This is a genomic window from Ottowia flava (assembly GCF_008017535.1).
GTDB classification, from domain to species: Bacteria; Pseudomonadota; Gammaproteobacteria; order Burkholderiales; family Burkholderiaceae_C; genus Ottowia; species Ottowia flava.
This window is the reverse complement of record NZ_VRUA01000001.1, coordinates 248,339-269,542: the sequence shown is the minus strand read 5'-3', so window position 1 is coordinate 269,542 and position 21,204 is coordinate 248,339. Positions and strand designations below refer to the sequence as shown.

Here is a 21,204-nt window from a genome sequence, read left to right as displayed (position 1 = left end):
GCAGCGGCTTCGCCCTGGGGGGTCGCGCAGAGGCCGCCTGGTCAACGTCAAGCGCCGCCGCATGCAGTTGGCGGCCACTAACGGCATGCTGGTGCTGCAGCCCAGCGCCTGGGTGTTGGCAAGTTGGGCCAACGCCGGCCGATTTGACGCGGTGTTCTACACCTTGCAGGGCGTGGAGCTGCTGGCCGGGGTGGTGAACTGGACGCTGTTGACGCTGAACACGCGGGATGGCTTGCGGATGGCGGGGCGCGGTCGTGTCGGCCGACCGTCGAAGGCGCAGCCTAGACTAGGCGCTGAATAGACTCAGGGAGAGATTGCATGTTCAAGGCAGCGTGGGGATTGATGGCGGCGCTGGGTGCCTCGCAGGGCGCACTGGGTGCGACGTACACGACGACCCAGTGCGGGCAATTCAAGCACCCGGAGATCGAGTTTTCGGTCAGCACCAAGGCCGTCCCTGAGGGCGACATCCAGCACATGGTGGCTTCGCTCGAACGCATGGTCGCCTCCGGCTCCCGCTTCAAGGATGGTGAAACCCTGCAGCTCGGCTGGATGGTGACACGATTCGCCAGCGCGCCTGGCGGCAAACTCAGGCTGACCGAACCGGACATGAAGAAAGTCCCTATTCGGTTCGTCGATTCGCTGGATTCCACGCTGAAGCACCTGCGCAGCCAAAAGGACAGCGTGGAAAGTGTCATGCCTGCCACGTCGTTGAACTTCCCGAGGCTCGATCAAAGCGCGGTGGTCCACGTGGACTACAAGAAGGCGGTCCCCGTGGCGCTGCAACGGCTGGAGCCGCAGGGACAGGATTCCGGTTGGTGGTTGTCCGACCCCACCGACCCGCGCGGCAACGGCGATACCACGCGGTTCATGAAGATCTCGCTCTACCAGCTGGCGCTGGACCGCCCCGACTTGATCCAGCTGTTGGCTTTTCCTGTCGGTACGGTCGTGCTGGTAGACGGCCAGGTGCACGTCGCCAAGGACGGCGCGGAACTGCCGATCCGTGCGGGTTCGTACCTCGAGCAATTGAATCGGGCGTCCGCTTCAGCGCGACCTCGTCGCTAAGCTCACAAATCCGTCCGCAACTGCCACAGCTCCGGAAACAGCACCACGTCGAGCATCTTGCGCAAATAGCTCACGCCGCCGGTGCCGCCGGTGCCGCGCTTGAAGCCGATGATGCGTTCCACCGTCGTGACGTGGCGGAAGCGCCAGAGGCGGAAGGCGTCTTCGATGTCGGTCAGCTTTTCGCCCAGCTGGTAGAGATCCCAGTACTGCTCGGGCGCGCGATAGACGGTCAGCCAGGCGGCTTCGACTTCCGGGCTGCTCTGGTAGGGCTGGGTCCAGTCGCGGTTCAGGTGGCTCGCCGGGACGGGCAGGCCCTGGCGCGCCAGCAGGCGCAGGGATTCGTCGTAAAGAGACGGTGATTCGTAGTAGGACTGCACCAGCGCCAGCCGGTCGGGGTGGTGCTGGTGGGGCTTCAGCATGGCCGCGTTCTTGTTGCCCAGGGCGAATTCGATGCAGCGGTACTGAAAGCTCTGGAAGCCGCTGGATGGGCCGAGGTAGGGGCGGATGGCGCTGTATTCGGGCGGCGTCATGGTGGCCAGCACGTCCCAGGCGTGGACCAGTTGTTCGAGGATGCGGCTGGCGCGCGCCAGCTTCTTGAAGGCGGGGGCGCGCCGGTCCTCGCGCACGTCGGCGATGGCGGATGTGAGCTCGGTCAGCAGCAGCTTCATCCACAGTTCGCTGGTCTGGTGCTGGACGATGAACAGCATCTCGTCGTGCGCGGGCGACAGCGGGTGCTGCGCGCTCAGGATCTGGTCGAGGTGCAGGTAATCGCCATAGCTCATCGACTGGCTGAAGTCGAGCTGGGCGCGCTCGTCGCGCACGATGTCTTCGTTGCGCTGCGGGGAGTTGGTTTCGGTCATGGTCATGTCACCGCTTGAATCTGGTTGAACTGGGGTTCGCGCCATTCGCCGCCGTCCAGCACGGCGCGCAAGTGCTCGACCGCGTTCCAGACATCCTCGAAGCCCACGTACAGCGGCGTGAAGCCGAAGCGCAGGATGTCCTTGTGGCGGCCCGTGCCGCCGTCGCCCTTGCGGAAGTCGCCGATCACGCCGCGCGCGATCAGTGCCTGCACGATGGCGTAGGCGCCGCTGTTTTTGCCATCGACGCCCAGGCCTTCATCGCGCGTCAGGCAGACCTGCGAGCCGCGCTGGGCGTGCTCGCGTGGCGTGGCCAGCCCGATGCCATGGCCGCCGCAGCGCGCCTCGACCAACTCGATGAACAGGTCGGTCAGCGCCAGCGACTTGGCGCGCAACGCGGCCATGCCGCCCAGCGCCTCGCTGGCGGTGAAGATGTCCAGCCCGCATTGCAGCGCGCTCATGCTGACGATCGGCTGCGTGCCGCACAAGTAGCGCTGGATCCCCGCGGCCGGCCGGTAGTCGGGTGTGAATTCAAACGGCGCCGCATGCCCGAACCAGCCCGACAGCGGTTGCCAGAAACGGTCGGTCAGGCGCGGGTGAACCCACACGAAAGCCGGTGCGCCGGGGCCGCCGTTCAGGTATTTGTAGCTGCAGCCGACCGCGTAGTCGGCGTCGGCGCCCAGCAGGTCGACCGGCACCGCGCCCGCGCTGTGGCACAGGTCCCAGACGCAGACGATGCCCTGCGCATGCGCGCGTGCCGTGATGGCGGCCATGTCGTGCATGGCGCCGGTGCGGTAGTTGACATGGGTCAGCAGGCAGATGGCGACGTCGGGCGTCAGCGCGGCGTCGATTTCTTCCGGCTCCAGCAGCACCAGCTCCAGCCCGTGCTGCGCGCACACCGACTGGGCGATGTACAGATCGGTCGGAAAATTGCTGCGTTCGCTGATCAGCTTCTTGCGCCCCGGCTGGTCGGCCTGCGCCACGCGCGCGGCGGCCGTCAGCACCTTGTAGAGATTGATCGACGTGGTGTCGGTGAACACGACTTGCCCGGGGCCGGCGCCGATCCAGGGGGCGAACTGGTCGCCCAGGCGCTCGGGCAGGCTGATCCAGCCGGCGGTGTTCCAGGCCTTGATCAGGTCTTTGCCCCACTCGTCGGTCACCACCTGGGCCACGCGCGCGGCGGTGGCGGCGGGCAGGGCGCCCAGCGAATTGCCGTCGAGGTAGATCACGCCCGGGGGCAGGTTGAACCGATCGCGCAGCGGGCGCAGCGGATCCTGGGCATCGCGCGCGCGGCAGTCTTGCAGGGAGAGTGTCATGTGATGTGCTATTGATGTAATAGCTGCTTGCGCAGGTGGTTGTAGGGCTGAATGGTAAAAAGGCTTGAAATCTTGAGCAGCAAGCTGATGGACGGAGGCGGTCAGCCCAGCGCCCGCAGCACGGCGCGCACGGGCGAGGCGTCGGCGGTGGTCAGCTTGAGCGGCAGCGCAATCAGTTCGTAGTCGCCCTCCGGCACCGCGTCGAGCACCAGGTTTTCCAGCACGCGCAGGTCGCGCTGGCGAATGACCTGGTGGCTGTCCAGCGTCTTGCTGTCGGCCGGGTCGATACTGGCGGTGTCGATGCCGATCAGGCGCACGCCCGCGTCGGCCAGGCGCGCCACGGTCTCGGGTGCGTAGGCGCTCAGCGCCGGGTCCCACGCCGTGGGCGCGCGTTCGTAGGTGCGCACCAGCACGCGCGGCGGCAGGTCGGGCGTGATGGCGTGCGCGATGTGCCGCCACTCGATCAGCGGCCCGCAACCGATGGCGTGGATCACGCGGCAGGGGCCGAGGTAGGGCGCGAGCGGCACGTCGCCAATGGCGGCGCCGTCCGCAGCGTAGTGCAGCGGGGCGTCGGCGTGCGCGCCGACGTGGGGCGACAGCGTGAGCCGGCCCACGTTGACCGGGCAACCCGGTGCCAGTTCGGCGCTCCACGCCTGGCTGTACGGCGTGTCGCCCGGGAAGACCGGCGCGTTGGCGTTCACGGGTGGGGAGATGTCCCAGAGCAATGTCATGGGCGCTTACGTTAGCGGTTGGCGCGGTTTGTGGTGTCGGTTTTTTCCAACCAACGCACGCTCAGTCGTCGTCAGACGCGGGGTGACCTGGGTCAACCGCACCGACACACGGCAGGAGTAAACTACAAACAAGAATCAATCGCATTCACGACTTGGCCATGGAATTTTCTGAATCGAATACGCCGCTGCCCGCTGGCGCTCCGGGCGCGGTGCCGCTGTTTCAGCTGGCCACCGGCGCCGAAGCCACCATCGAGACACTGCACACCCCCACCGACGATGACGCGCGCCAGGTGCTGCTGCGCCTGATCGAGTTGGGCTTCCTGCCGGGCGAGCACGTGCGCGTGGTGGCCAAAGGGCGGGGAGGGCGCGAGCCGATCGCGGTGCGCCTGGGTGGCCAGTCGACCTTCGCGCTGCGCCAGCGCGAGGCGGCGCTGGTCGAAGTGCGTACGCATGCGGCGAGCGGCGCATGAAGCAGGTGAGCGAACCCGCCAGCGGCGCCAGCCGCCCGGTGGCGACCCAAGTCGTGGCCGACAGCGCCCGACCGCTGCGCGTGGCCTTGCTGGGCAATCCGAACTGCGGCAAGACTGCGCTCTTCAACCTGCTCACCGGCAGCAGGCAGAAGGTCGCCAATTACGCCGGCGTGACCGTGGAGCGCAAGGAAGGGCGGTTCGAGTTGCCGGGCGGGCGGACGGTCGCGCTGCTCGATCTGCCGGGCGCCTACAGCCTGAACGCGCTGAGCGCTGATGAGGAAATCACGCGCGACATCGTCACCGGGCGGCGCGCGGGTGAGCCTTTGCCCGACCTGCTGGTCGTCGTGGTCGATGCGACCAAGCTGCGGCTGAACCTGCGGCTGGTGCTGGAGGCCCAGCGCCTGCGCGTACCGATGGTGGTGGCCCTCAACATGACCGACATGGCCGAGCGCCTGGGCATCCGCGTGGACGCAGAGCGCCTGTCGGCCGAGCTGGGCGTGCCGGTCGTGCCCACGGTGGCCGTGCGCGGCGATGGCGCGCGCGGGTTGGTGCAGGCGCTGCAAGCGCACCAACCCCCGCTGATTGGGCGAACGCCTGAACCGGCGGCGGCGCCGCCCGGCATTGCCGACGTCATGCTGACCCAGCGCGAAGTGCAGCGCCTGCTGGCCGACTGCGTGCAGATGCCCGCGCGGCCGCTGGCGCGCGACGACTCGGTTGACCGCGTGCTGCTGCACCCGTTCTGGGGACTGGTGGTGCTGGCGCTGGTGTTGCTGCTGATGTTCCAGGCGGTGTTCAGCTGGGCGGCGTGGCCGATGGACGCGATCCAGGCCGGTATCGATGCCCTGGCGGGCGCGGTGCGCAACCACATGGCCGAGGGGCCGCTGCGCAGCCTGCTGGCCGACGGCATCATCGCCGGCGTGGGCGCGGTGCTGGTGTTTCTGCCGCAGATCCTGATCCTGTTCCTCTTCATCCTGGCGCTGGAGGATTCGGGCTACCTGCCGCGCGCAGCCTTCCTGTTGGACCGCGTGATGGGACGGGTGGGGCTGTCGGGCCGCTCGTTCATTCCCCTGCTGTCGAGCTTTGCCTGTGCGGTGCCGGGCATCATGGCCACGCGCACCATCACGCACTGGCGCGATCGTCTGGTGACGATCATGATCGCGCCGCTGATGACCTGTTCGGCGCGCCTGCCGGTCTATGCGCTGCTGATCGCGGCGTTCATTCCTGCACGCAAGATCGGCCTGTTCAATCTGCAGGGCCTGGTACTGCTTGCGCTGTACGTCGCCGGCATCCTCGCTGCGCTGGGCTTGGCCTGGGCGTACCGGCTGACCGGCGGACAGGTGCGCGTCACGCCGCTGATCATGGAATTGCCCACCTACCGCTGGCCTAACCCGCGCGAGTTGGCCTTCGGGCTGTGGGAGCGTGCGCGCATCTTTTTGCGCCGGGTGGGCGGCATCATCCTCGCGGTGATGGTGTTGCTGTGGTTCCTCTCCAGCTACCCGGCCGCGCCGCAGGGCGCGACCGGCGCGCCCATCCAGTACAGCTATGCGGGGCAACTGGGGCGGCTGATCGAGCCGGTGCTGGCGCCGATCGGCTTCAACTGGCAGATCGCCATTTCACTGGTGCCCGGCATGGCGGCGCGCGAAGTCGCCGTCAGCGCACTGGGCACGGTGTATGCGCTGTCGGGCGCGGAAAGCGACGTGGCCGACAAGCTGCAGCCCGTGTTGGCCCATTCCTGGTCACTGGCCACCGCCCTGGCGTTGTTGGCCTGGTTTGTCTTCGCGCCGCAGTGCGTGTCGACCTTGGTGGCTGTGCGGCGCGAGACCAATGGCTGGCGCTACCCGCTGATCATGGTCGTGCAGCTGTTCGGCCTGGCCTGGGTGGCGGCCTTCATCACCTACCGGATCGCCCTGGCGCTGGGCGCGGGCTAGAGCGAGGGGGAAGTGCGCATGCAAGAGTGGATCGTTGCCGTCATCGTCGCGCTGGCCGCGCTCTACGTGGTGTGGCGCTTCCTACCGCGCACGTGGCGCCAGCAGCTGGGTGACCGGCTGGGTTGGCGCGGCGCGGCCGACAGCGGCGCTTGCTCTTCCTGCGCTGATTGCTCGGGATGTGGGCCGAAATCACCGTCTTCCACACGCAAGTCCACGTAATTGCGCCCATCTCCGCCTTGACCACTGCGTGAGGCCCTTTTTCCGGTCTGATCAGGCCGGGTTAGGCGGCGTCGGCAGCCCATGCCGTCGCCGCGCGCGCCAGCAGGCATCGCTGCCCGCTTCGAACTCCCGGCAGGGCGAAGGCCGCCATTCGTAGATCCCGCAAGGCGCGAACTCGCCCACGCGGCCGGTCAGCGCAGCGCAGCGAGGCGGCTGGTGATCGGTTCCGCGCAGCCGGGCGGTGCGGGAGGTCACGGCCACCGCCAAGCCGTCGGGCACCTGGCCGCCTTCCGACAGCAATTCTTCGACCGCGAAGTCGACCCGAAAGCTGGCGCAGCAGGCGCCGCAATGTCGACAGTCCGGTGCAAATCCGTGCGCCAACGGGTCGTGGTTGAAGGCGTCAGACAAGGAAACTCCCAGGGAGGATTAACATCGGGCTTACCCCTACGTGTAAATGTGTGACATATGTCCGCGTAAAAGTGGCGATTCCGGGTGCGGTGGAGATGACTTGGGTGAACAACCGGTGCATTTTGAATTCCAATCACATGGTCACATCTGGCAAATGACAAGCGTTCCTGACGCGCATGGAATGCAACTCACGCCACTGAATTCGATAGCACTGACTTTGAAAGGATAAAACGATGCGTACTGACATGTTCCAGCAGGTATTGGAAGAGCTCAAGGGTTCTTCGGCCGACGTCGAGGCTTCGGCGCTGATCTCCACCGACGGTCTGATGATCGCCTCGGCCCTGCCGCAGGGCATGGACGAAGACCGCGTCGGCGCCATGTCGGCGGCCCTGTTGTCGCTGGGTGACCGCGCTGCGCGCGAGTTGGCCCGCGGCACGCTGGAGCGCGTGCTGCTGCAAGGCGAGCGCGGCTACGTGATCATGAGTTCGTCCGGCACCGAAGCCGTGCTGACCGTGCTGGCCAAGCAGAACGCCAAGCTGGGTCTGCTGTTCCTGGACATCAAGCGCGCCGCCGAAGCGCTGTCCAAGCTGATCTGAAGGAGCCCGGCAGACCATGGCATTTCCTCCCATGCAGCCCGCCGCCGACGCCACGGTGGCGCGCGAGCACACTTACCACGACGGCTCCAGCCGCACCGTGATGACCAGCGAGCGCGAGATTCCGTACCCGGAAGGCCGCCTGATCATCTCGCGCACCGACCTGAACGGCGTGCTGACGCACGCCAACGAAGCGTTTGTGGAGCTGTCCGGTTACACGCGTGACGAGTTGATCGGCCAGCCGCACAACATCCTGCGCCACCCCGACATGCCGCGCGCCGCCTTCAAGGACCTGTGGGCCACTGTGTCCGCCGGCAAAAAGTGGCACGGCTACGTCAAGAACCTGTGCAAGGACGGCTCGTTCTACTGGGTGTACGCCACGGCCGTGCCCAACGTGCGCGGCGGCAAGATCGTTGGCTACACCTCGGTGCGCCGCAAGCCTTCGCGCAACAAGATCGCGGAAATCACCGCCACCTACAAAGAATGGCTCGCCGCTGAAGGGAGTGCCGCATGACCCTGAATTTCCTCGTCGCCCCCGATTTCGCGCCCGAGCGCTTTGCCGGCTGGCACCTGCTGAACACGGTGCTGCAAAAGCGCTCCGGTCTGGGCCTGCACCTGATGACCCCGGCCACCGCCGCCGAACAGGCCGCGCTGATCGCCGATGGCAAGGTGGACGCTGTCTACGCCAACCCGTTCGACGCCGCTTCGATGATCCGCGAGTCGGGTTACGTTGCCGTGGCCCGCCCGGTCGGCAAGCCCGATGAGATGGTGATCGCCGCCGGCGCCCAGTCGCCCGCCAACACCATCGAAGACCTGAAGCCCGGTTGCAAGATCGCCCTGACCGACAACAAGGACGTCAAACTGATCGGCCTGCGCCTCTTGGAAGCGGCCGACCTGACCGAAGCCGACATCCAGTGGCAGGTGGTCGACACCTACCAGGCCGCCGCCCGCATGGCGATCAAGGGTGAGGTGGACGCCAGCTTCTTCCTGGCCGAAGCCTTCCATTCGCTGTCGCGACTGACCAAGACGCAGCTCAAGCCGCTGATCGAAAGCAAGCTGGCCGATATCACGCACGTGCTGCTGATCCACCCGCGCATTGGCGATGGTTTGGACAAGCTGAAAGACGCGCTGGTCAGCCTGACCGGCACGCCCGACGGCCAGCCGGTGCTGGACGAACTGGGCATCGAAAAGGGCTTTGAAGCCATGTCGGTCGAGGACGGCGAGTTCATGATCGACCTGATGGACACGCTGCTGAGCTGATGGCCGCGCGCACCCTGTCGCCGCGAGAGCGCTTCCGGCAGACCGGGCGGGACGTCCTGCTCGTGCCGGGGGACCGCAAGCTGCACGAGGTGCGCGTCATGGCCGCCTGCGCCCTGGACGGCGCCGAGCCCGTTCAAGGCGCGGTGGCCGACCTGATGCACGGTTGCCTGCCCGATGCCGAGGCCACTGCGCGCCTGCTGCGCCGCCCCCAGGTGGCCGAACGGCTGGCCCCGTTTGTGGCGCGTGATTTTCTGGCGCTGGCCGAGCGGCGCGAGCGCCTGCCGCGGGTCAGCCCGCTGGCCACGCGCTTCAGCGTGCTGACCATGCCGTCGCTCGACGTGCCGCAGCGCGCGCTGCTGGTCGGCGTGGACGATTCGCGCGAGCTGGCGGCCCAAGCGATTCCCGCGCTGCTGGCCGGCGACGACGAGGCCGAAGCGGCCTTCCTCCACCATTGCGAGGGGGCCGGGGATTCGCTGGCCTTCATGCTGGCCAGCCGGGCACTGACCCGCGCCGGGCGGCCCCTGTCGCGGCGCTGGAGTGAGGTATCGATGGTGTTGCAACGAGGAGTACGCAGGTGAGTTCGATGTTGCTGGCCGGTCTGACCGACCACGAGGCCGCGGCCATTGAAATCATGATCGGCATGAACTGGCAGGACCAGCGTGTGCTGACCCTTCCGCGCGGCCTGGGCCTGGGTGTACCGGACCAGTCTGCCGCGGCCCGGTCGTGCGTGCGGTGCGTGCTCGATCTGTTCGGCTTCGGCATGCGCCGGCATTCGCCTGAGAACGAGGCGCGTTTGATGGACTTCCTGGCCGGCCGCCCGGCCGTGCTGCTGGTCTGGGGCAACGGTGGCGGCTGGCTGGAGCGCCAACTGCCGCTGGCACGCGACCAGCACGTGGCCTGGGTCAGCATGCCCTACACCAGCGCCGACATGCTGGCCGCCATCAAACAGGTGCGGGCCGAGCGTTCGGCACCGACCGAGACAACCAAGATTTCATCCGCGCGCTCGGCGCTGCGCCGCAACACCGCAGCGGCGCCGTTGGCGTCTGCCTCACCTGTGCGCGCTCCCGCAGCCACGTCGGCGACCGAAGCCCCCGTGCCTGCCTGGCGCCGCGCGATGGAGCTGGCCGAACAGCTGCGGGCATCTGCCAGCGCTGCCACGCCCAAGCCCGCCAGCCGCGGCGCCGCGCGCGCCCGGCCGCCCGACGCGGCCGAGTTGCCGGAGCTGAACGACGCCGTGCTGGTCACGCCACCCGCGGTGCCGCGCACCCTCAGCCCGACGGCACGAACCGCCGCTGCCGGCCCAGCGCCGACCGCCAACCGCGCGCCCGCCGCCGCACCAGCGCCGCCGTCGATGGACCTGTCCTCCGGCGCGCTGCAGGCGGTCATCGACGTCTTTCCCGCGTTGGCCGGTATCCCGCTGGTGTTGCTGAGCGAGCGCATCCTGGCCGGCCACGGGGCGCAACTGCTGCGCGTGGGCGGCGACGCGGCCTTCATCACGCACGTGGAGCAGGGCTGGCTGGCGTCCGGCCTGCCGATTTCGGCCTTGCTGAAGATGCTGCACACGCCGCAGCTGGTCGAGCGCATGGAAGTTGCCCCGCTGCCGGCCTACGAGGTTGAAGAGACCCTGCGCCAGCTGTTTGGCGGGCGTTTCCACCGTGCGCAGATGCCGCTGGACGTGATCATGTGGGAGTTGATGGGCTCCGCCCTCAAGGACGTGCCGCTGACGCGCCGCGGCGACCTGTCGTTCAGCCTGCACCGCTTCCCCAACTTCACTCTGCTGCAGGACATCGGTCCGCTGGACATCCAGCTGGCGTCGATCTGCGCGCGCATGTCGCAATCGCTCTCCGATCTGGTGCGCGCGTTCCCGCGCCACGAGGCCGAGGTTTACCGCTTCGTCGCCCTGTGCGTGCTGTCGGGCCTGGCCGGGGTCACTCAGGCGGTGCCGGTCGCGCCCGTGCTGGCGCCGCCGGCCGCGTCGGCCAAGCCCGCGGGCGAGACGGCGGCGCGGCGCGGCTTTTTCAAATCGCTGCTGGACAAGCTTTTCTGACGTTTTTCTGATTCCATGGCAACCACTTACAAGCTCGTGTTCGCCGGCCCCGTCGGGGCGGGCAAGACCACGGCCATCCAGTCCCTGTCGGACATCGAAGTCGTCCGCACCGAAGCCAGTGCTTCTGACGACGTCAAGCAGCTCAAGAAGACCACCACCGTGGCCATGGACTACGGTCTGATGAAGCTCGCCAGTGGCGACCAGGTGCGCCTGTACGGCACGCCGGGGCAAAAGCGCTTTGACTTCATGTGGGACATCCTGACCGAAAACGCCCTCGGCCTGGTGCTGATGCTGCGCGGCAACGCCGCCGACCCGGTGGCCGACCTGCACACCTACGTCAAGGAATTCCGCGACTTCATCGACCGGACTTCGCTGGTCGTCGGCATCACCCATGCCGACCAGGGCGGTTACCAGATGCGCCGCCTGATCGCGGCCGAAATGGAAAAGCTGGGCCTGCCGCCTTGCGTGATGGACACCGATGCGCGCGAACGTGCCCACATGGCCAAGCTGGTCAAGGCGCTGATCTACGGCATCGACCCTTTCAACGGCAGCGAACAGGCCTGAAGGCCGCCGCACGCGCATGAACCCGCCCAACCCAGACCCGTACCTGATGCTGACCCCGGCCGGCGCGCTGCTGGCCTTTGCCGACCGCGCACCGGACGAGACCGCGGCCTTGCTGCAAAGTCTGATGCCGCGTGGCGTGTCGCTGCGCCGCAGCGAATGGCTGGCGCGGCCGGGCGCAGGCGTGCTGCTGTTGGAGCGCGCCCTGAACGAAGGCTGGGTGCACGAGGTCGAGCGCGAGCTGCACGCGCCCGACGTGCGCCTGGACAACTACCTGCCGCACGCCATCGCCGGCTTGTCGGGCGCGCGCATGGCCGCGCTGGCGTCGGACGACGGCTTCTGTCTGGCGCGCGTCGGCTATTCGCAAGACGAAGCAGACACGCTGTGCGTGGCCGCGGCCGACTTCTTCGACTTCGTGGCGCGCCAGAAGCAGCGCGGCTTCAAGGGCACGGGCCGCGCCGTGTCCTTTCACGAAGGCATCGACATGCTGCTGCCCGCCACCACCTTCATGCTGTTCTGGGTGGACGGCGTGGGCTACTGGCTGATCGTGGGCGGCGAGCCGCTTTTGAACAACCGCGCGCTGGTGGAGCTGATCTGGGGCATCCGCGTGGCCGGGACCAAGTTTTCGGCCACCTGAGCACTGGGCTGAGCAGGTGCCGACGGGTGTTCATTTGCTACTGATTGTGTAGCAAAAGGCGTTTCACGCCAACCGGCCGCGCAAAAGGTATTCGAGAAGAGCCTTTTGCGCGTGCATACGGTTCTCTGCCTCGTCCCAGACCACGGATTGCGGACCGTCAATCACCTCGGCGGTGACTTCCTCGCCGCGGTGCGCGGGCAGGCAGTGCATGAACAGCGCGTCGGGCTTGGCCACGGCCATCATGTCGGCGTCGACGCACCAGTCGGCAAAGGCCTTCTTGCGCGCGTCGTTCTCGGCTTCGTAACCCATGGACGTCCATACATCGGTGGTCACCAGGTCGGCGCCTTCGCAGGCGGCCATGGGGTCGTTGAAGTTCTGCCAGCCACGGCTGCTGCCGTCCAGCGCGGCCAGTTCGGTGTCGACCTCGTAGCCGTGCGGTGTGGACACGCGCAGGGTGAAGCCGAGCAGGGCAGCGGCCTGCGCCCAGGTGTTGGCCATGTTGTTGCCGTCGCCGATCCAGGCCACCGTCTTGCCCGCGATCGAGCCGCGGTGCTCGATGTAGGTGAAGATGTCGGCCAGGATCTGGCAGGGGTGGTATTCGTTGGTCAGGCCGTTGATGACCGGCACGCGCGAATACTCGGCAAAGCGTGCGATGCGCGCCTGCTCGAAGGTGCGGATCATCACCGCATCGGTCATGCGGCTGATGACGCGTGCGGTGTCCTCGATGGGCTCGCTGCGGCCCAGCTGGCTGTCGCCCGAGGTCAAATGCACCACGCTGCCGCCCAGCTGGTACATGCCGGCTTCAAAACTCACGCGCGTGCGGGTGCTGGCCTTTTCAAACACCATCGCCAACGTGCGGTCGCTGAGCGTGTGATGCTTTTCGTACGCCTTGAACTTGCGCTTGATCAGCGCGGCGCGTTCGAACAGGTAGGCGTACTCGTCGGCGGTGAAATCGCTGAACTGCAGGTAATGCTTGATCGGCTCGGACATTCGGCGCTCACTCTTTCAGAAACGCTTCAATGATCGGCACCAGGATGGCGACGATCTCGTCGGCCTCGGCCGTGGTCAGGATCAGCGGCGGCACCAGGCGCACCACGTTGTCGGCTGTCACGGACAGCAGCAGGCCGGCGTCGGCCGCGCGCTGCACGATGGCACCGCAGGGTTTGGCGAGCTCAATGCCCAGCATCAGCCCCTGACCGCGCACTTCCTTCACGCCCGGGTTGCCGGCCAGCGCCTTCTCCAGTGCCGCCTTGAGGTGCGCGCCGACCTTGGCGGCGTTGTCCAGCAGCTTGTCTTCTTCCATGATGCGGATGGTCTCGACGCCCGCGCGCATGGCCAGCGGGTTGCCACCGAAGGTCGTGCCGTGGTTGCCCGGCTGGAAGATGTTGGCCGCCTTGGGGCCGGCCACGACGGCGCCGATCGGCACGCCCGAGCCCAGGCCTTTGGCCAGCGGCATCACGTCGGGCACGATGCCGGCCCACTGGTGCGCGAACCACTTGCCGGTGCGGCCCATGCCGCACTGAACTTCGTCGATCATCAGCAGCCAGTCTTTTTCGTCGCACAGGGCGCGCACCTGCTTGAGGTATTCGACGCGCATCGGGTGGATGCCGCCTTCGCCCTGAATCGTCTCGAAGAACACGGCGACCACGTTGGGGTTGCCCTCGGTGGCCTTCTTCAGCGCCTCAATGTCGTTCTGCGGCACGCGGATGAAGCCTTCGACCAGCGGCTCAAAGCCTTTTTGCACTTTCGGGTTGCCCGTGGCCGACAGCGTGGCGATGGAGCGGCCGTGGAAGGCGTGCTCGTAGACGACGATCTGCGGGTTTTTGATGCCCTTGTCGTGGCCGTACTTGCGCGCCAGCTTCAGCGCGGCTTCATTGGCTTCCAGGCCCGTGCTGCAGAAGAACACGTTGGTCATGCCTGACAGCTCGGTCAGCTTCTTGGCCAGCACCTCGGCGTTGGGCACGTGGTAGTAGTTGCTGGAATGGATGATCTTGGCGACCTGCTCCTGCAGCGCGGGCACCAGCTTGGGGTGGTTGTGGCCCAGCGTATTGACCGCGATGCCGCCCAGCCCGTCGAGGTAGCTTTTGCCGTTGACGTCAAACACGCGCACACCTTCGCCACGCTCCATCGCGATCGGCAGGCGCGCGTAGGTGTTCATGGTGTGGGGCGATGCGGCTTCGATGAAAGCGGTCACGGCGGGGCTCCTTGGTCGGAATCACAAAAAGAAAGCGGGCCAACGCGGCCCGTTGAAGACGCATTCTAGGGTGTGCCTGCGGCGCGTTTATTGCAAGCTCTGCATGACTGCAATGCCCGCGCACGGGGGCTGTAAGTCTTCTATAAGATAGAATTATTGCTGCGTCGCAGCACATGCGGGAGCTTGGTGTTCAAAGCGGGTGGGTGGCGCGTTCAACGCATACATGTCTACCCCTGCGATCCAGAGCGAAGTCTTCATCAAGGGCATTACCCCTTCCGGCCGTCCTTTTCGCCCCAGCGACTGGGCCGAGCGTCTGGCCGGCGTCATGGCGCAGTTTCGCCCCGGCGGCGCGGCACTTGGTCCTGGCGCCCACATCGGCTATTCGCCCTGGTGCGTGCCGACCACCCTGGACGGCGTGAAATGCGTGGTGGTGAACCGCGCGCTGCGCGACGCCGAGCCCATGGCCTGGGATTTCGTCATGAACTTCGCCAAGGACAACGAACTGCAGGTCGCCGAGGCTTGCCTGCTGCCGGATGCGCCGCCAGCACCAGAAGTCGGCTGAATCGGGCACCGTGTCTGACGCTGAGGTTGTGCAGCGTCAGAATTTGAATGAAATCTGACCTCAGCCCTACAGTCGCCTGCGCAACCAGCTATCAAAAATAGAGCGAAAAGCCGAAGCCGTCTGCGCATGCCGCCGGGCGCCAAAGGACGATGCCGCATTCGTGGCGATCGTGGTCAGGCGGCCGGGCGCCGCTACTAACGGGCATCCACCCGCGCGGTTGGGGCGGTGAGCATTTCCCCAAGCCCACAAAAAAACCGCCCGAAGGCGGTTTCTCTGTTTTGGCTGACAGCGCACCCGTTCAAACAGCGGACGGCGCGGGCCGTCCGGGCGGGTTGCCTGCGTTAAATCAGGCGGTTTGCGCCAAGGCCTTGACCTTGGACGACAGGCGGCTCTTGTCGCGAGCGGCCTTGTTGCGGTGGAAGATGCCCTTGTCGGACACCGTGTCCACCACGGATTGCATCAGCGCGAAGGCGCTCGTGGCCTTCTCTTTGTCACCGGCCAAGACCGCCTTTTCGACGTTCTTCACCGCGGTGCGGTATTTGGAGCGCAGCGAGGTGTTCGCGGCATTCAGGGCGACGTTCTGGCGGGCGCGTTTGCGGCCAGACGCCAGGCGGGGGTTTTTCTTTTTGGGCTTACCAGCGGCCATTGTTCAATTCCTTGTGGTTTGTGGATGTTGTCAGCAAAACCCAGCATTCTACTCTTTTGACCGGCTTGCGGCCAGAGCGCGTGGCATCTGCCCGCCGGAAGACTACACTTGCGCCCCAAAATCGCGTCAGTTTTGGCGCACCCGTTCGCCGCGCCCGTTCCATGGGCCTCTTTGCGTGAGCCTCTTCAAAGCCGCCTCCACCGTTTCCCTGCTGACCCTGGCCTCGCGCATCACGGGGCTGGTGCGCGACTTGCTGATGGCGTCGGCCTTTGGCGTCAGCGGGCTGACGGATGCCTTCAACGTCGCTTTCCGCATCCCCAACCTGCTGCGCCGCCTGTTTGCCGAAGGCGCTTTCAGCCAGGCCTTCGTGCCGGTGCTGGCACGCTCCAAGGCGGCCAATGGCGACGACGCCACGCGCCTGTTGATCGACGCCGTGGCCACGGTGCTGACCTGGGTGCTGGTGCTGACCTGCATCGTCGGCGTGGTGGCGGCGCCGCTGTTGGTGTGGCTGCTCGCCAGCGGCCTGGACGAGCGCAGTTTTGACGCCGCCGTGCTGATGACGCGCTGGATGTTCCCCTACATCGGCTGCATGTCGCTGGTGGCGTTTGCCGCCGGCATCCTGAACACCTGGCGGCATTTCATCGTGCCGGCCGCCACGCCGGTGCTGTTGAACGTCGCCATGATCGCCGCCGCGCTGGTGGGCGCGCCCTGGTTCGCGCGCATGGGCGTCGAGCCGATCTACGCCATGGCCGCAGGCGTGATGCTGGGCGGCGTGCTGCAACTGGCGGTGCAGGTGCCGGCGCTCAAGCGCCTGGGCCTTTTGCCGCGTATTGGCGTGGGCTGGTCGCGTGTGCGCACCGCCTGGGCCGACCCCGGCGTACGCCAGGTGCTGACGCTGATGCTGCCCGCGCTGCTGGGCGTGGGCGTGGCGCAACTGTCGCTCCTGATCAACACGCAGATCGCGTCGCACCTGGCGGCCGGCAGCGTGACCTGGGTCTGGTACGCCGACCGGCTGATGGAATTCCCCACCGCGCTGCTGGGCGTGGCGCTGGGCGTCGTGCTCACGCCGCAGCTGGCCGCCGCCCGCGCCGCGAACGACGACGCGCGCTATTCGGCGATGCTGGACTGGGGCCTGCGCCTGGTCGTGGTGCTGGCGTTGCCCTGCGCGGCCGCGCTGCTGGTGTTCGCCACGCCGCTGATCGCCACGCTGTTCTTCCACGGCAAGTTTGCGTCTGAAGACGTGGCGCGCGTGGCGCTGGCGCTGGCCGGTTACGGCGTCGGCCTGGTCGGCCTGGTGGCCGTCAAGGTGTTGGCGCCGGGCTATTACGCCAGCCTGGACATCCGCACGCCGGTGAAGATCGCCATCGCCGTGCTGGTGGTCACGCAGCTGCTCAATCTGGTGCTGGTGCCGCAGTTGCAGCATGCGGCGCTGACGCTGTCGATCGCCTTGGGCGCGCTGCTGAACGCGAGCTGGCTGCTGGTCGGCCTGATCCGCCGCGGCAGCTACAAGCCGCAGGCCGGCTGGGGCGTGTTCGGCGCGCAGGCGGTGGGTGCCACCTTGCTGATGAGCGCCTTCCTCTCATGGGCCAGCGAACATTTCGACTGGCTGGCCATGAACGCCTGGCAGCGCGTGGGCGGCCTGTCGCTGGGCATCGCCGGCGCGGTGCTGATCTATTTTGGTGCGCTCACGCTGGCGGGTGTCAAGCTGCGCCAGCTGGTGCGCCGCTGAGCGCAGCCAGCGCTTCTTGCCTGCTCGGCTGCCGCGGCGCCTTTTTCGTGACAGGCTGCGCAGACGATCCAGCCAGCGCCCTGGCTAGGGACACATCGCATTGACGCGTCGCAGGCGCTGTCGTCACAATGGCTTATGCCCCTGGATTTGACCTTGCCCACGCCGCTGGCTTATTTTTCGGCCCTGGTGCAGCAGGATGAGAGCCTGCCGCTGCTCGAAGCCGCAGCCTCGCTGGCCCAGGACGAAACCCCCGATCTCGACGTCCAGCAGGTGCTGGACCAGGTCGACCGCCTCATCGCCCGGCTGCGCCGCCGCATGACGCCGGATGCGGACCCGGTCGAGCGTCTGCGCGCGGTCAACCAGCTGTTCTTTTCCGACCTGGGTTTCGCCGGCAACGTCAACGACTACTACAACCCCGACAACAGCTACCTCGACGTCGTGTTGCACACACGCCGCGGCATCCCGATCTCGCTGGCGGTACTCTGGCTGGAGCTGGCACAGTCCGTTGGTCTGCAGGTTGAAGGGGTGGGCTTTCCGGGGCACTTCCTGGTGCAGGCGCAGATTGAGGACGGGCGCGTGGTGATTGACCCATTCAGTGGCCAGTCGCTCGGTCGACCGGAGTTGCGCGAGCGCCTGGAGCAGTTCCACCTCGATCCCGAACTGGCGCAGAGCGATGCCACGCTATCGAAGTTTCTGCGCCCGACACCGCCGCGCCAGATCCTCGCGCGCATGCTGCGCAACCTGCAGGACATCCACCGCACGCAGCAGGACTGGGCGCGCTTGGTGCTGGTGCAGGACCGTCTGGTCACATTGCTGCCCGCCGCCTGGCCCGAGTACCGTGAGCGCGGCCTGGCGCTGGCCGAGTTGGGCGACGTCGAGCGCGCTCGCGCCGACCTGAGCGTGTACGTGCGCGAGGCGGTCGAAGCCGCCGACCACGACGCCATGGCCGAGCGACTGTCGGCGCTGGGCGGCTCGGGAGGCTGAGCGAGCAACCGGCTGCGTGCCGGCGTCGTCGCCCGGTGCCTGCGGGCACGACCAGAACCGGCTGGCGCGTGAGCTGCGGCGCTGGCGCGAAGGGCACCAGTCTTTCAGGAAAAAACGCCAGCCGGCCCTACATCCACTTGCGCTGACAGCTATTGATTTAATAGTATTCTCGCGCTGTCACAAGTGCAGCCATGGGTCGCGCTGAGGCCAGTGTCCTGGCGCTATCCCGGCAATCGGCGGGCAAGGCATCGGCAGACAAGACTGCTTGGCTGAGCCTTTCCAAGCCAGCGCTGGCAGCCCTAAAAATGCAGTGGGCCGCTCTGCCGGAATCGGGCCAAACGGCAGGGTTGTGGCGAGCTGGTGACGAGCCCCAAAAAAAACCGCGGCTCTGAGGCCGCGGCAAACAAAGGTCGGATTGACCGACCGGAGGGAATTCAGGCGGCAGCCTGGCGGCGGCGGCGCAGGCCCAGCACGCCGGTCGCTAGCAGAGCCAGCGCCGCCCACAGGCCGCCCACGGGCACCGGCACGGCGACGGCGCCGGGCGTGGACTTGGTGGTGGTCGCGCTACCGGTGCCTGTATTGCCAGCAGCATCGGTTTGTGTGCCGGTCACGATCACCTGGCCTTGCGGCAGATGGCTGACATCGGACGGCGGTGCGGTCCAGGTGCCCTGACCTGAGCAGGTCGCGGTCACTGTCACCTGGTGGGGTGGCGAACCGATGGTCACTGTCACCGGGCCATCGCCGGCGGTGCAGGTACCCGAAGGGCTGTAGCTGCCCTGGTTGCTGGGGCCAATGGGCGGCGCCACTACGGTCACCGTGGGCGGCGTGGTGTCGCCGTTGCCCGCGGTGGTCTTGTTGGTGCTGCCGGTGCCGGTGCCGGTGTTGCCCGCGGCATCGGTTTGCGAGGCGGTGATGGTCACCGCCCCTTGCGGCAGGCCACCGACGTTGGCACCGGTCACCGTCCAGTTGCCGCCAGCGCAGGGCGCCACAGTGGCAAAGCTGCCGATGTTGACCGAGACTTGACCATCGCCGGTGGTGCAGGTGCCGGACACGGTGTAGTTGGCCTGGTTGCTCGCGTCGATCGTCGCCGGCGCCATCACCGTGACGACCGGCGGCGTGGTGTCCTTGGGCACGGCGCGGGAGGCGCTGCTGGTGTTGGTAAATGCGTCAGATTGGGTGGCGAGGATGTTGACCGTGCCGTCTGGCAGCGTGCTAAGGTTCGCGCCCGACAGCGTCCAATGGCCCCCCGTGCACGAGGCCGCCGTGGCGACGCCGCCGTTGAAGCTCACGTTGACGTTGCTGTCACCGGTGGTGCAGCCGCCCGACGTGGTGTAGCTGCCCGCATTGGTGGCGTTGATGGCCGGTGCCGTGACGATGGTGACGACCGGTGGTGTGGCGTCCTTGTTGACCGTGGCCGAGCCGCTGCCCGTGCGGCCGTTGATATCCGTTTGCGACGCGGTGATAAGCACCGGCCCATCGGGCAAGGTGGTCAGATTGAGCGGCGTCGGGCCGGTTGTCCATGTGCCACTGGCCAGACAGGAGACGCCGGGCACGTCCACCGTCCCGACCTTCACCGCGACGGGTTGGCCGGTTTCACTGCAGGTGCCGGTAATCGGCCCGTAGCTGCCCTGGTTGGCGTAAGAGATCGGGGTGGCGGGCGTGTCCACCGTCACCGTCGGCAGCCTAGCTGTGGTGGCCTTGGTGACCGTGGTGCTGGCGGTCGCCGTATCCTGAGTCGCTGTGAAGGTCACGTTGCCGTTCGCAAGGCTTGTGGCATTGGCGTTCACGCTGTAGGTTCCCGCCGGCGTGCAGGCGGCGGTGACGGGAGCGATCGCCGGGTCGGAAGTGATTGTCACGGTACCGCCGCCGTAGGTGCACAAACCTTGAACCGGGACTGCGCCCTGATTGCTGGCGTTGATGTTCGGAACGCTGATGGTCACGGAGCCAGCGGCCGCCGCGCAATCGGGCATGCTCGCCCGCGAATGTCCGATCACCACATCAGCATTGATGTTCAGCACATTGATCTCCAGGTGCAGCGCGTTCACCACCAGGCCACTCGGGATCGCGGTTTGCTCGTTGATGGTCAGCGTGGCGACGCCCGCCACGTTGACGACCGTGGGGCCGGTCGGATTGATGGTTACCGGAACGTTCAAGCCGAGCGGGCCGGTGACTTTGAGATTCGTGATGGTGGTGCTGCCGGTAGCGACCGGACTGCCACCGCTGCAGACGACTGTGGCATTGGAGCTGACAGCATCGGCCGTTACCTTGAGCAGGCTGAGGGGGATGATGTCGGCATTGACCAGACTCAGATTCAAATTGGTCACGCCACCGGTTGAGCTGACCTGGTTCAATGCCAAGGCGCTTTGCGTGGCGCCACTGACCACGCCGGCGGTCACATTCAGCAATGAACCCGCGGTGACCTGAGCGTCCACCGTTGACTGGCTGTTGTTGAAATCCGCGGGCGCCGTACGCAAACCGGTGTCTCCCAGAGGGACGCCCAGACCAACACCGGCCACCGAAGCCGTCGCTCGCAGGCCAGTGCCCTGACCGGTGCCGGTCGTAGCGGCGAAGACTGTGCCGGACCACGCCAGCACTGCTGCCGCGGCCATCCATGGAGCCAGCCGCCAACTGCTTCGGCACATTTTCACAATCCTGCGCATACCCACCTCCTGGTTGATAGTGAGTAGCACTTTAATATTATAAAGACGTTAAAAAATGGCTCATTACGACAATCAATCAGCAAGACTTGTCGATATAAGTAGTAAATAAGAATTACTTTGAGATAAAAGAATTCAAATGTGGAAAATGACCACTGCAAGCGGGGGAATGTCCAAACGGCGAATGTCTTCAGTGCGGTGCAGGGAAACTGCCACTGCAAAAAAAGCGTTTTGGACCAAGGAACCTGGGTGACGCCATGCTTCGCCGCCTGCGGCGGCCAAGCCTTTGTGTTCGCTGCGAGGATTGGGTAGATATCGGGCTCCAGCGCTACAACCATCTGCG

Annotated in this window: 23 protein-coding genes; 15 read left to right on the top strand and 8 right to left on the bottom strand. The window is 66.5% G+C overall.

All coding sequences use genetic code 11. The features are described 5' to 3' along the window. Positions 1-61: 61 nt before the first annotated feature. Complete coding sequence (locus tag FVQ98_RS19955) at positions 62-301, top strand: hypothetical protein (RefSeq protein WP_255507562.1); 240 nt, start codon at positions 62-64, stop codon at positions 299-301. A gap of 17 nt (positions 302-318) precedes the next feature. Next, complete coding sequence (locus FVQ98_RS01230; RefSeq protein WP_147911593.1) at positions 319-1,062, top strand: immunity protein Imm33 domain-containing protein; 744 nt, start codon at positions 319-321, stop codon at positions 1,060-1,062. A 2-nt stretch (positions 1,063-1,064) separates the two neighbouring features. On the opposite strand, the gene kynA is transcribed toward FVQ98_RS01230, so the two are convergent. The 3 genes from kynA to kynB all read right to left on the bottom strand — a co-directional run bounded on the left by kynA (position 1,065) and on the right by kynB (position 3,966). After that, complete coding sequence (gene kynA, locus FVQ98_RS01225) at positions 1,065-1,928, bottom strand: tryptophan 2,3-dioxygenase (RefSeq protein WP_147911592.1); 864 nt, start codon at positions 1,926-1,928, stop codon at positions 1,065-1,067. Further along, entirely contained in the window at positions 1,925-3,235 is a 1,311-nt protein-coding gene (kynU, locus tag FVQ98_RS01220; protein WP_147911591.1) for a kynureninase, read from the bottom strand. Before kynU ends, kynA begins: the two co-directional genes overlap by 4 nt. Positions 3,236-3,336: 101 nt before the next feature. Continuing rightward, the gene (gene kynB, locus FVQ98_RS01215; RefSeq protein ID WP_147911590.1) at positions 3,337-3,966 is read right to left on the bottom strand and encodes an arylformamidase; all 630 of its coding nucleotides are present in this window, start codon (positions 3,964-3,966) and stop codon (positions 3,337-3,339) included. Positions 3,967-4,124: 158 nt separating this feature from the next. Between kynB and FVQ98_RS01210 the strand changes: the two genes are divergently transcribed. From FVQ98_RS01210 to FVQ98_RS19835, 3 genes are read left to right on the top strand one after another with little or no spacing between them, the layout of a single operon-like run. Next, the gene (locus FVQ98_RS01210; protein ID WP_147911589.1) at positions 4,125-4,436 is read left to right on the top strand and encodes a FeoA family protein; all 312 of its coding nucleotides are present in this window, start codon (positions 4,125-4,127) and stop codon (positions 4,434-4,436) included. Continuing rightward, positions 4,433-6,364, top strand: a complete 1,932-nt coding sequence (gene feoB / locus FVQ98_RS01205; RefSeq protein ID WP_147911588.1) for a ferrous iron transporter B — start codon at positions 4,433-4,435, stop codon at positions 6,362-6,364. Before FVQ98_RS01210 ends, feoB begins: the two co-directional genes overlap by 4 nt. Before the next feature lie 18 nt (positions 6,365-6,382). Beyond that, positions 6,383-6,583 carry a hypothetical protein gene (locus FVQ98_RS19835; protein WP_222707534.1) on the top strand — a complete coding sequence of 67 codons (201 nt, stop codon included), beginning with the start codon at positions 6,383-6,385 and terminating at the stop codon, positions 6,581-6,583. Between the two features lie 51 nt (positions 6,584-6,634). Here the strand turns inward: FVQ98_RS19835 and FVQ98_RS01200 are convergent, their stop codons facing one another. Continuing rightward, entirely contained in the window at positions 6,635-6,991 is a 357-nt protein-coding gene (locus tag FVQ98_RS01200; protein ID WP_255507561.1) for a YkgJ family cysteine cluster protein, read from the bottom strand. Positions 6,992-7,224: 233 nt separating this feature from the next. Here FVQ98_RS01200 and FVQ98_RS01195 point away from each other — a divergent pair, with 233 nt between their 5' ends. The 7 genes from FVQ98_RS01195 to FVQ98_RS01165 are packed head-to-tail and all read left to right on the top strand — an operon-like array spanning position 7,225 to position 12,089. Beyond that, a complete protein-coding gene (locus FVQ98_RS01195; RefSeq protein ID WP_106703548.1) occupies positions 7,225-7,587 on the top strand; it encodes a roadblock/LC7 domain-containing protein in 363 nt (120 codons plus the stop codon). A gap of 16 nt (positions 7,588-7,603) precedes the next feature. Further along, entirely contained in the window at positions 7,604-8,098 is a 495-nt protein-coding gene (locus FVQ98_RS01190; protein ID WP_147911587.1) for a PAS domain-containing protein, read from the top strand. Beyond that, complete coding sequence (locus tag FVQ98_RS01185) at positions 8,095-8,844, top strand: phosphate/phosphite/phosphonate ABC transporter substrate-binding protein (protein WP_147911586.1); 750 nt, start codon at positions 8,095-8,097, stop codon at positions 8,842-8,844. Before FVQ98_RS01190 ends, FVQ98_RS01185 begins: the two co-directional genes overlap by 4 nt. Further along, the gene (locus FVQ98_RS01180) at positions 8,844-9,422 is read left to right on the top strand and encodes a hypothetical protein (RefSeq protein ID WP_147911585.1); all 579 of its coding nucleotides are present in this window, start codon (positions 8,844-8,846) and stop codon (positions 9,420-9,422) included. Before FVQ98_RS01185 ends, FVQ98_RS01180 begins: the two co-directional genes overlap by 1 nt. Further along, positions 9,419-10,891, top strand: a complete 1,473-nt coding sequence (locus FVQ98_RS01175; RefSeq protein WP_147911584.1) for a hypothetical protein — start codon at positions 9,419-9,421, stop codon at positions 10,889-10,891. Before FVQ98_RS01180 ends, FVQ98_RS01175 begins: the two co-directional genes overlap by 4 nt. A 15-nt stretch (positions 10,892-10,906) precedes the next feature. Further along, positions 10,907-11,455, top strand: a complete 549-nt coding sequence (locus FVQ98_RS01170) for a GTP-binding protein (protein WP_147911583.1) — start codon at positions 10,907-10,909, stop codon at positions 11,453-11,455. Between the two features lie 16 nt (positions 11,456-11,471). After that, positions 11,472-12,089, top strand: a complete 618-nt coding sequence (locus FVQ98_RS01165; protein WP_147911582.1) for a hypothetical protein — start codon at positions 11,472-11,474, stop codon at positions 12,087-12,089. A 63-nt stretch (positions 12,090-12,152) separates the two neighbouring features. Here FVQ98_RS01165 and argF read toward each other — a convergent pair whose 3' ends face one another. Both argF and FVQ98_RS01155 read right to left on the bottom strand, forming a co-directional pair. Further along, on the bottom strand, positions 12,153-13,079 hold the full coding sequence (gene argF, locus FVQ98_RS01160) for an ornithine carbamoyltransferase (RefSeq protein ID WP_147911581.1): 927 nt from the start codon (positions 13,077-13,079) through the stop codon (positions 12,153-12,155). Positions 13,080-13,086: 7 nt separating this feature from the next. Further along, a complete protein-coding gene (locus FVQ98_RS01155) occupies positions 13,087-14,247 on the bottom strand; it encodes an aspartate aminotransferase family protein (RefSeq protein ID WP_370512906.1) in 1,161 nt (386 codons plus the stop codon). Between the two features lie 259 nt (positions 14,248-14,506). Here FVQ98_RS01155 and FVQ98_RS01150 point away from each other — a divergent pair, with 259 nt between their 5' ends. After that, positions 14,507-14,845 carry a DUF3579 domain-containing protein gene (locus FVQ98_RS01150; RefSeq protein WP_147911579.1) on the top strand — a complete coding sequence of 113 codons (339 nt, stop codon included), beginning with the start codon at positions 14,507-14,509 and terminating at the stop codon, positions 14,843-14,845. A 346-nt stretch (positions 14,846-15,191) separates the two neighbouring features. Here FVQ98_RS01150 and rpsT read toward each other — a convergent pair whose 3' ends face one another. Then, complete coding sequence (rpsT, locus tag FVQ98_RS01145) at positions 15,192-15,491, bottom strand: 30S ribosomal protein S20 (protein WP_147911578.1); 300 nt, start codon at positions 15,489-15,491, stop codon at positions 15,192-15,194. Positions 15,492-15,666: 175 nt separating this feature from the next. On the opposite strand from rpsT, the gene murJ reads away from it, so the two are divergent. Further along, positions 15,667-17,220, top strand: coding sequence for a murein biosynthesis integral membrane protein MurJ (murJ, locus tag FVQ98_RS01140; RefSeq protein ID WP_147911577.1), 1,554 nt, complete (start codon positions 15,667-15,669; stop codon positions 17,218-17,220). 135 nt (positions 17,221-17,355) lie between these two features. After that, a complete protein-coding gene (locus FVQ98_RS01135; RefSeq protein ID WP_147911576.1) occupies positions 17,356-18,204 on the top strand; it encodes a SirB1 family protein in 849 nt (282 codons plus the stop codon). A gap of 434 nt (positions 18,205-18,638) precedes the next feature. Here the strand turns inward: FVQ98_RS01135 and FVQ98_RS01130 are convergent, their stop codons facing one another. Beyond that, positions 18,639-20,813 (bottom strand): choice-of-anchor P family protein, encoded by a 2,175-nt coding sequence (locus FVQ98_RS01130; protein ID WP_187265583.1) that lies wholly within the window; start codon positions 20,811-20,813, stop codon positions 18,639-18,641. Positions 20,814-21,204 lie beyond the last annotated feature (391 nt).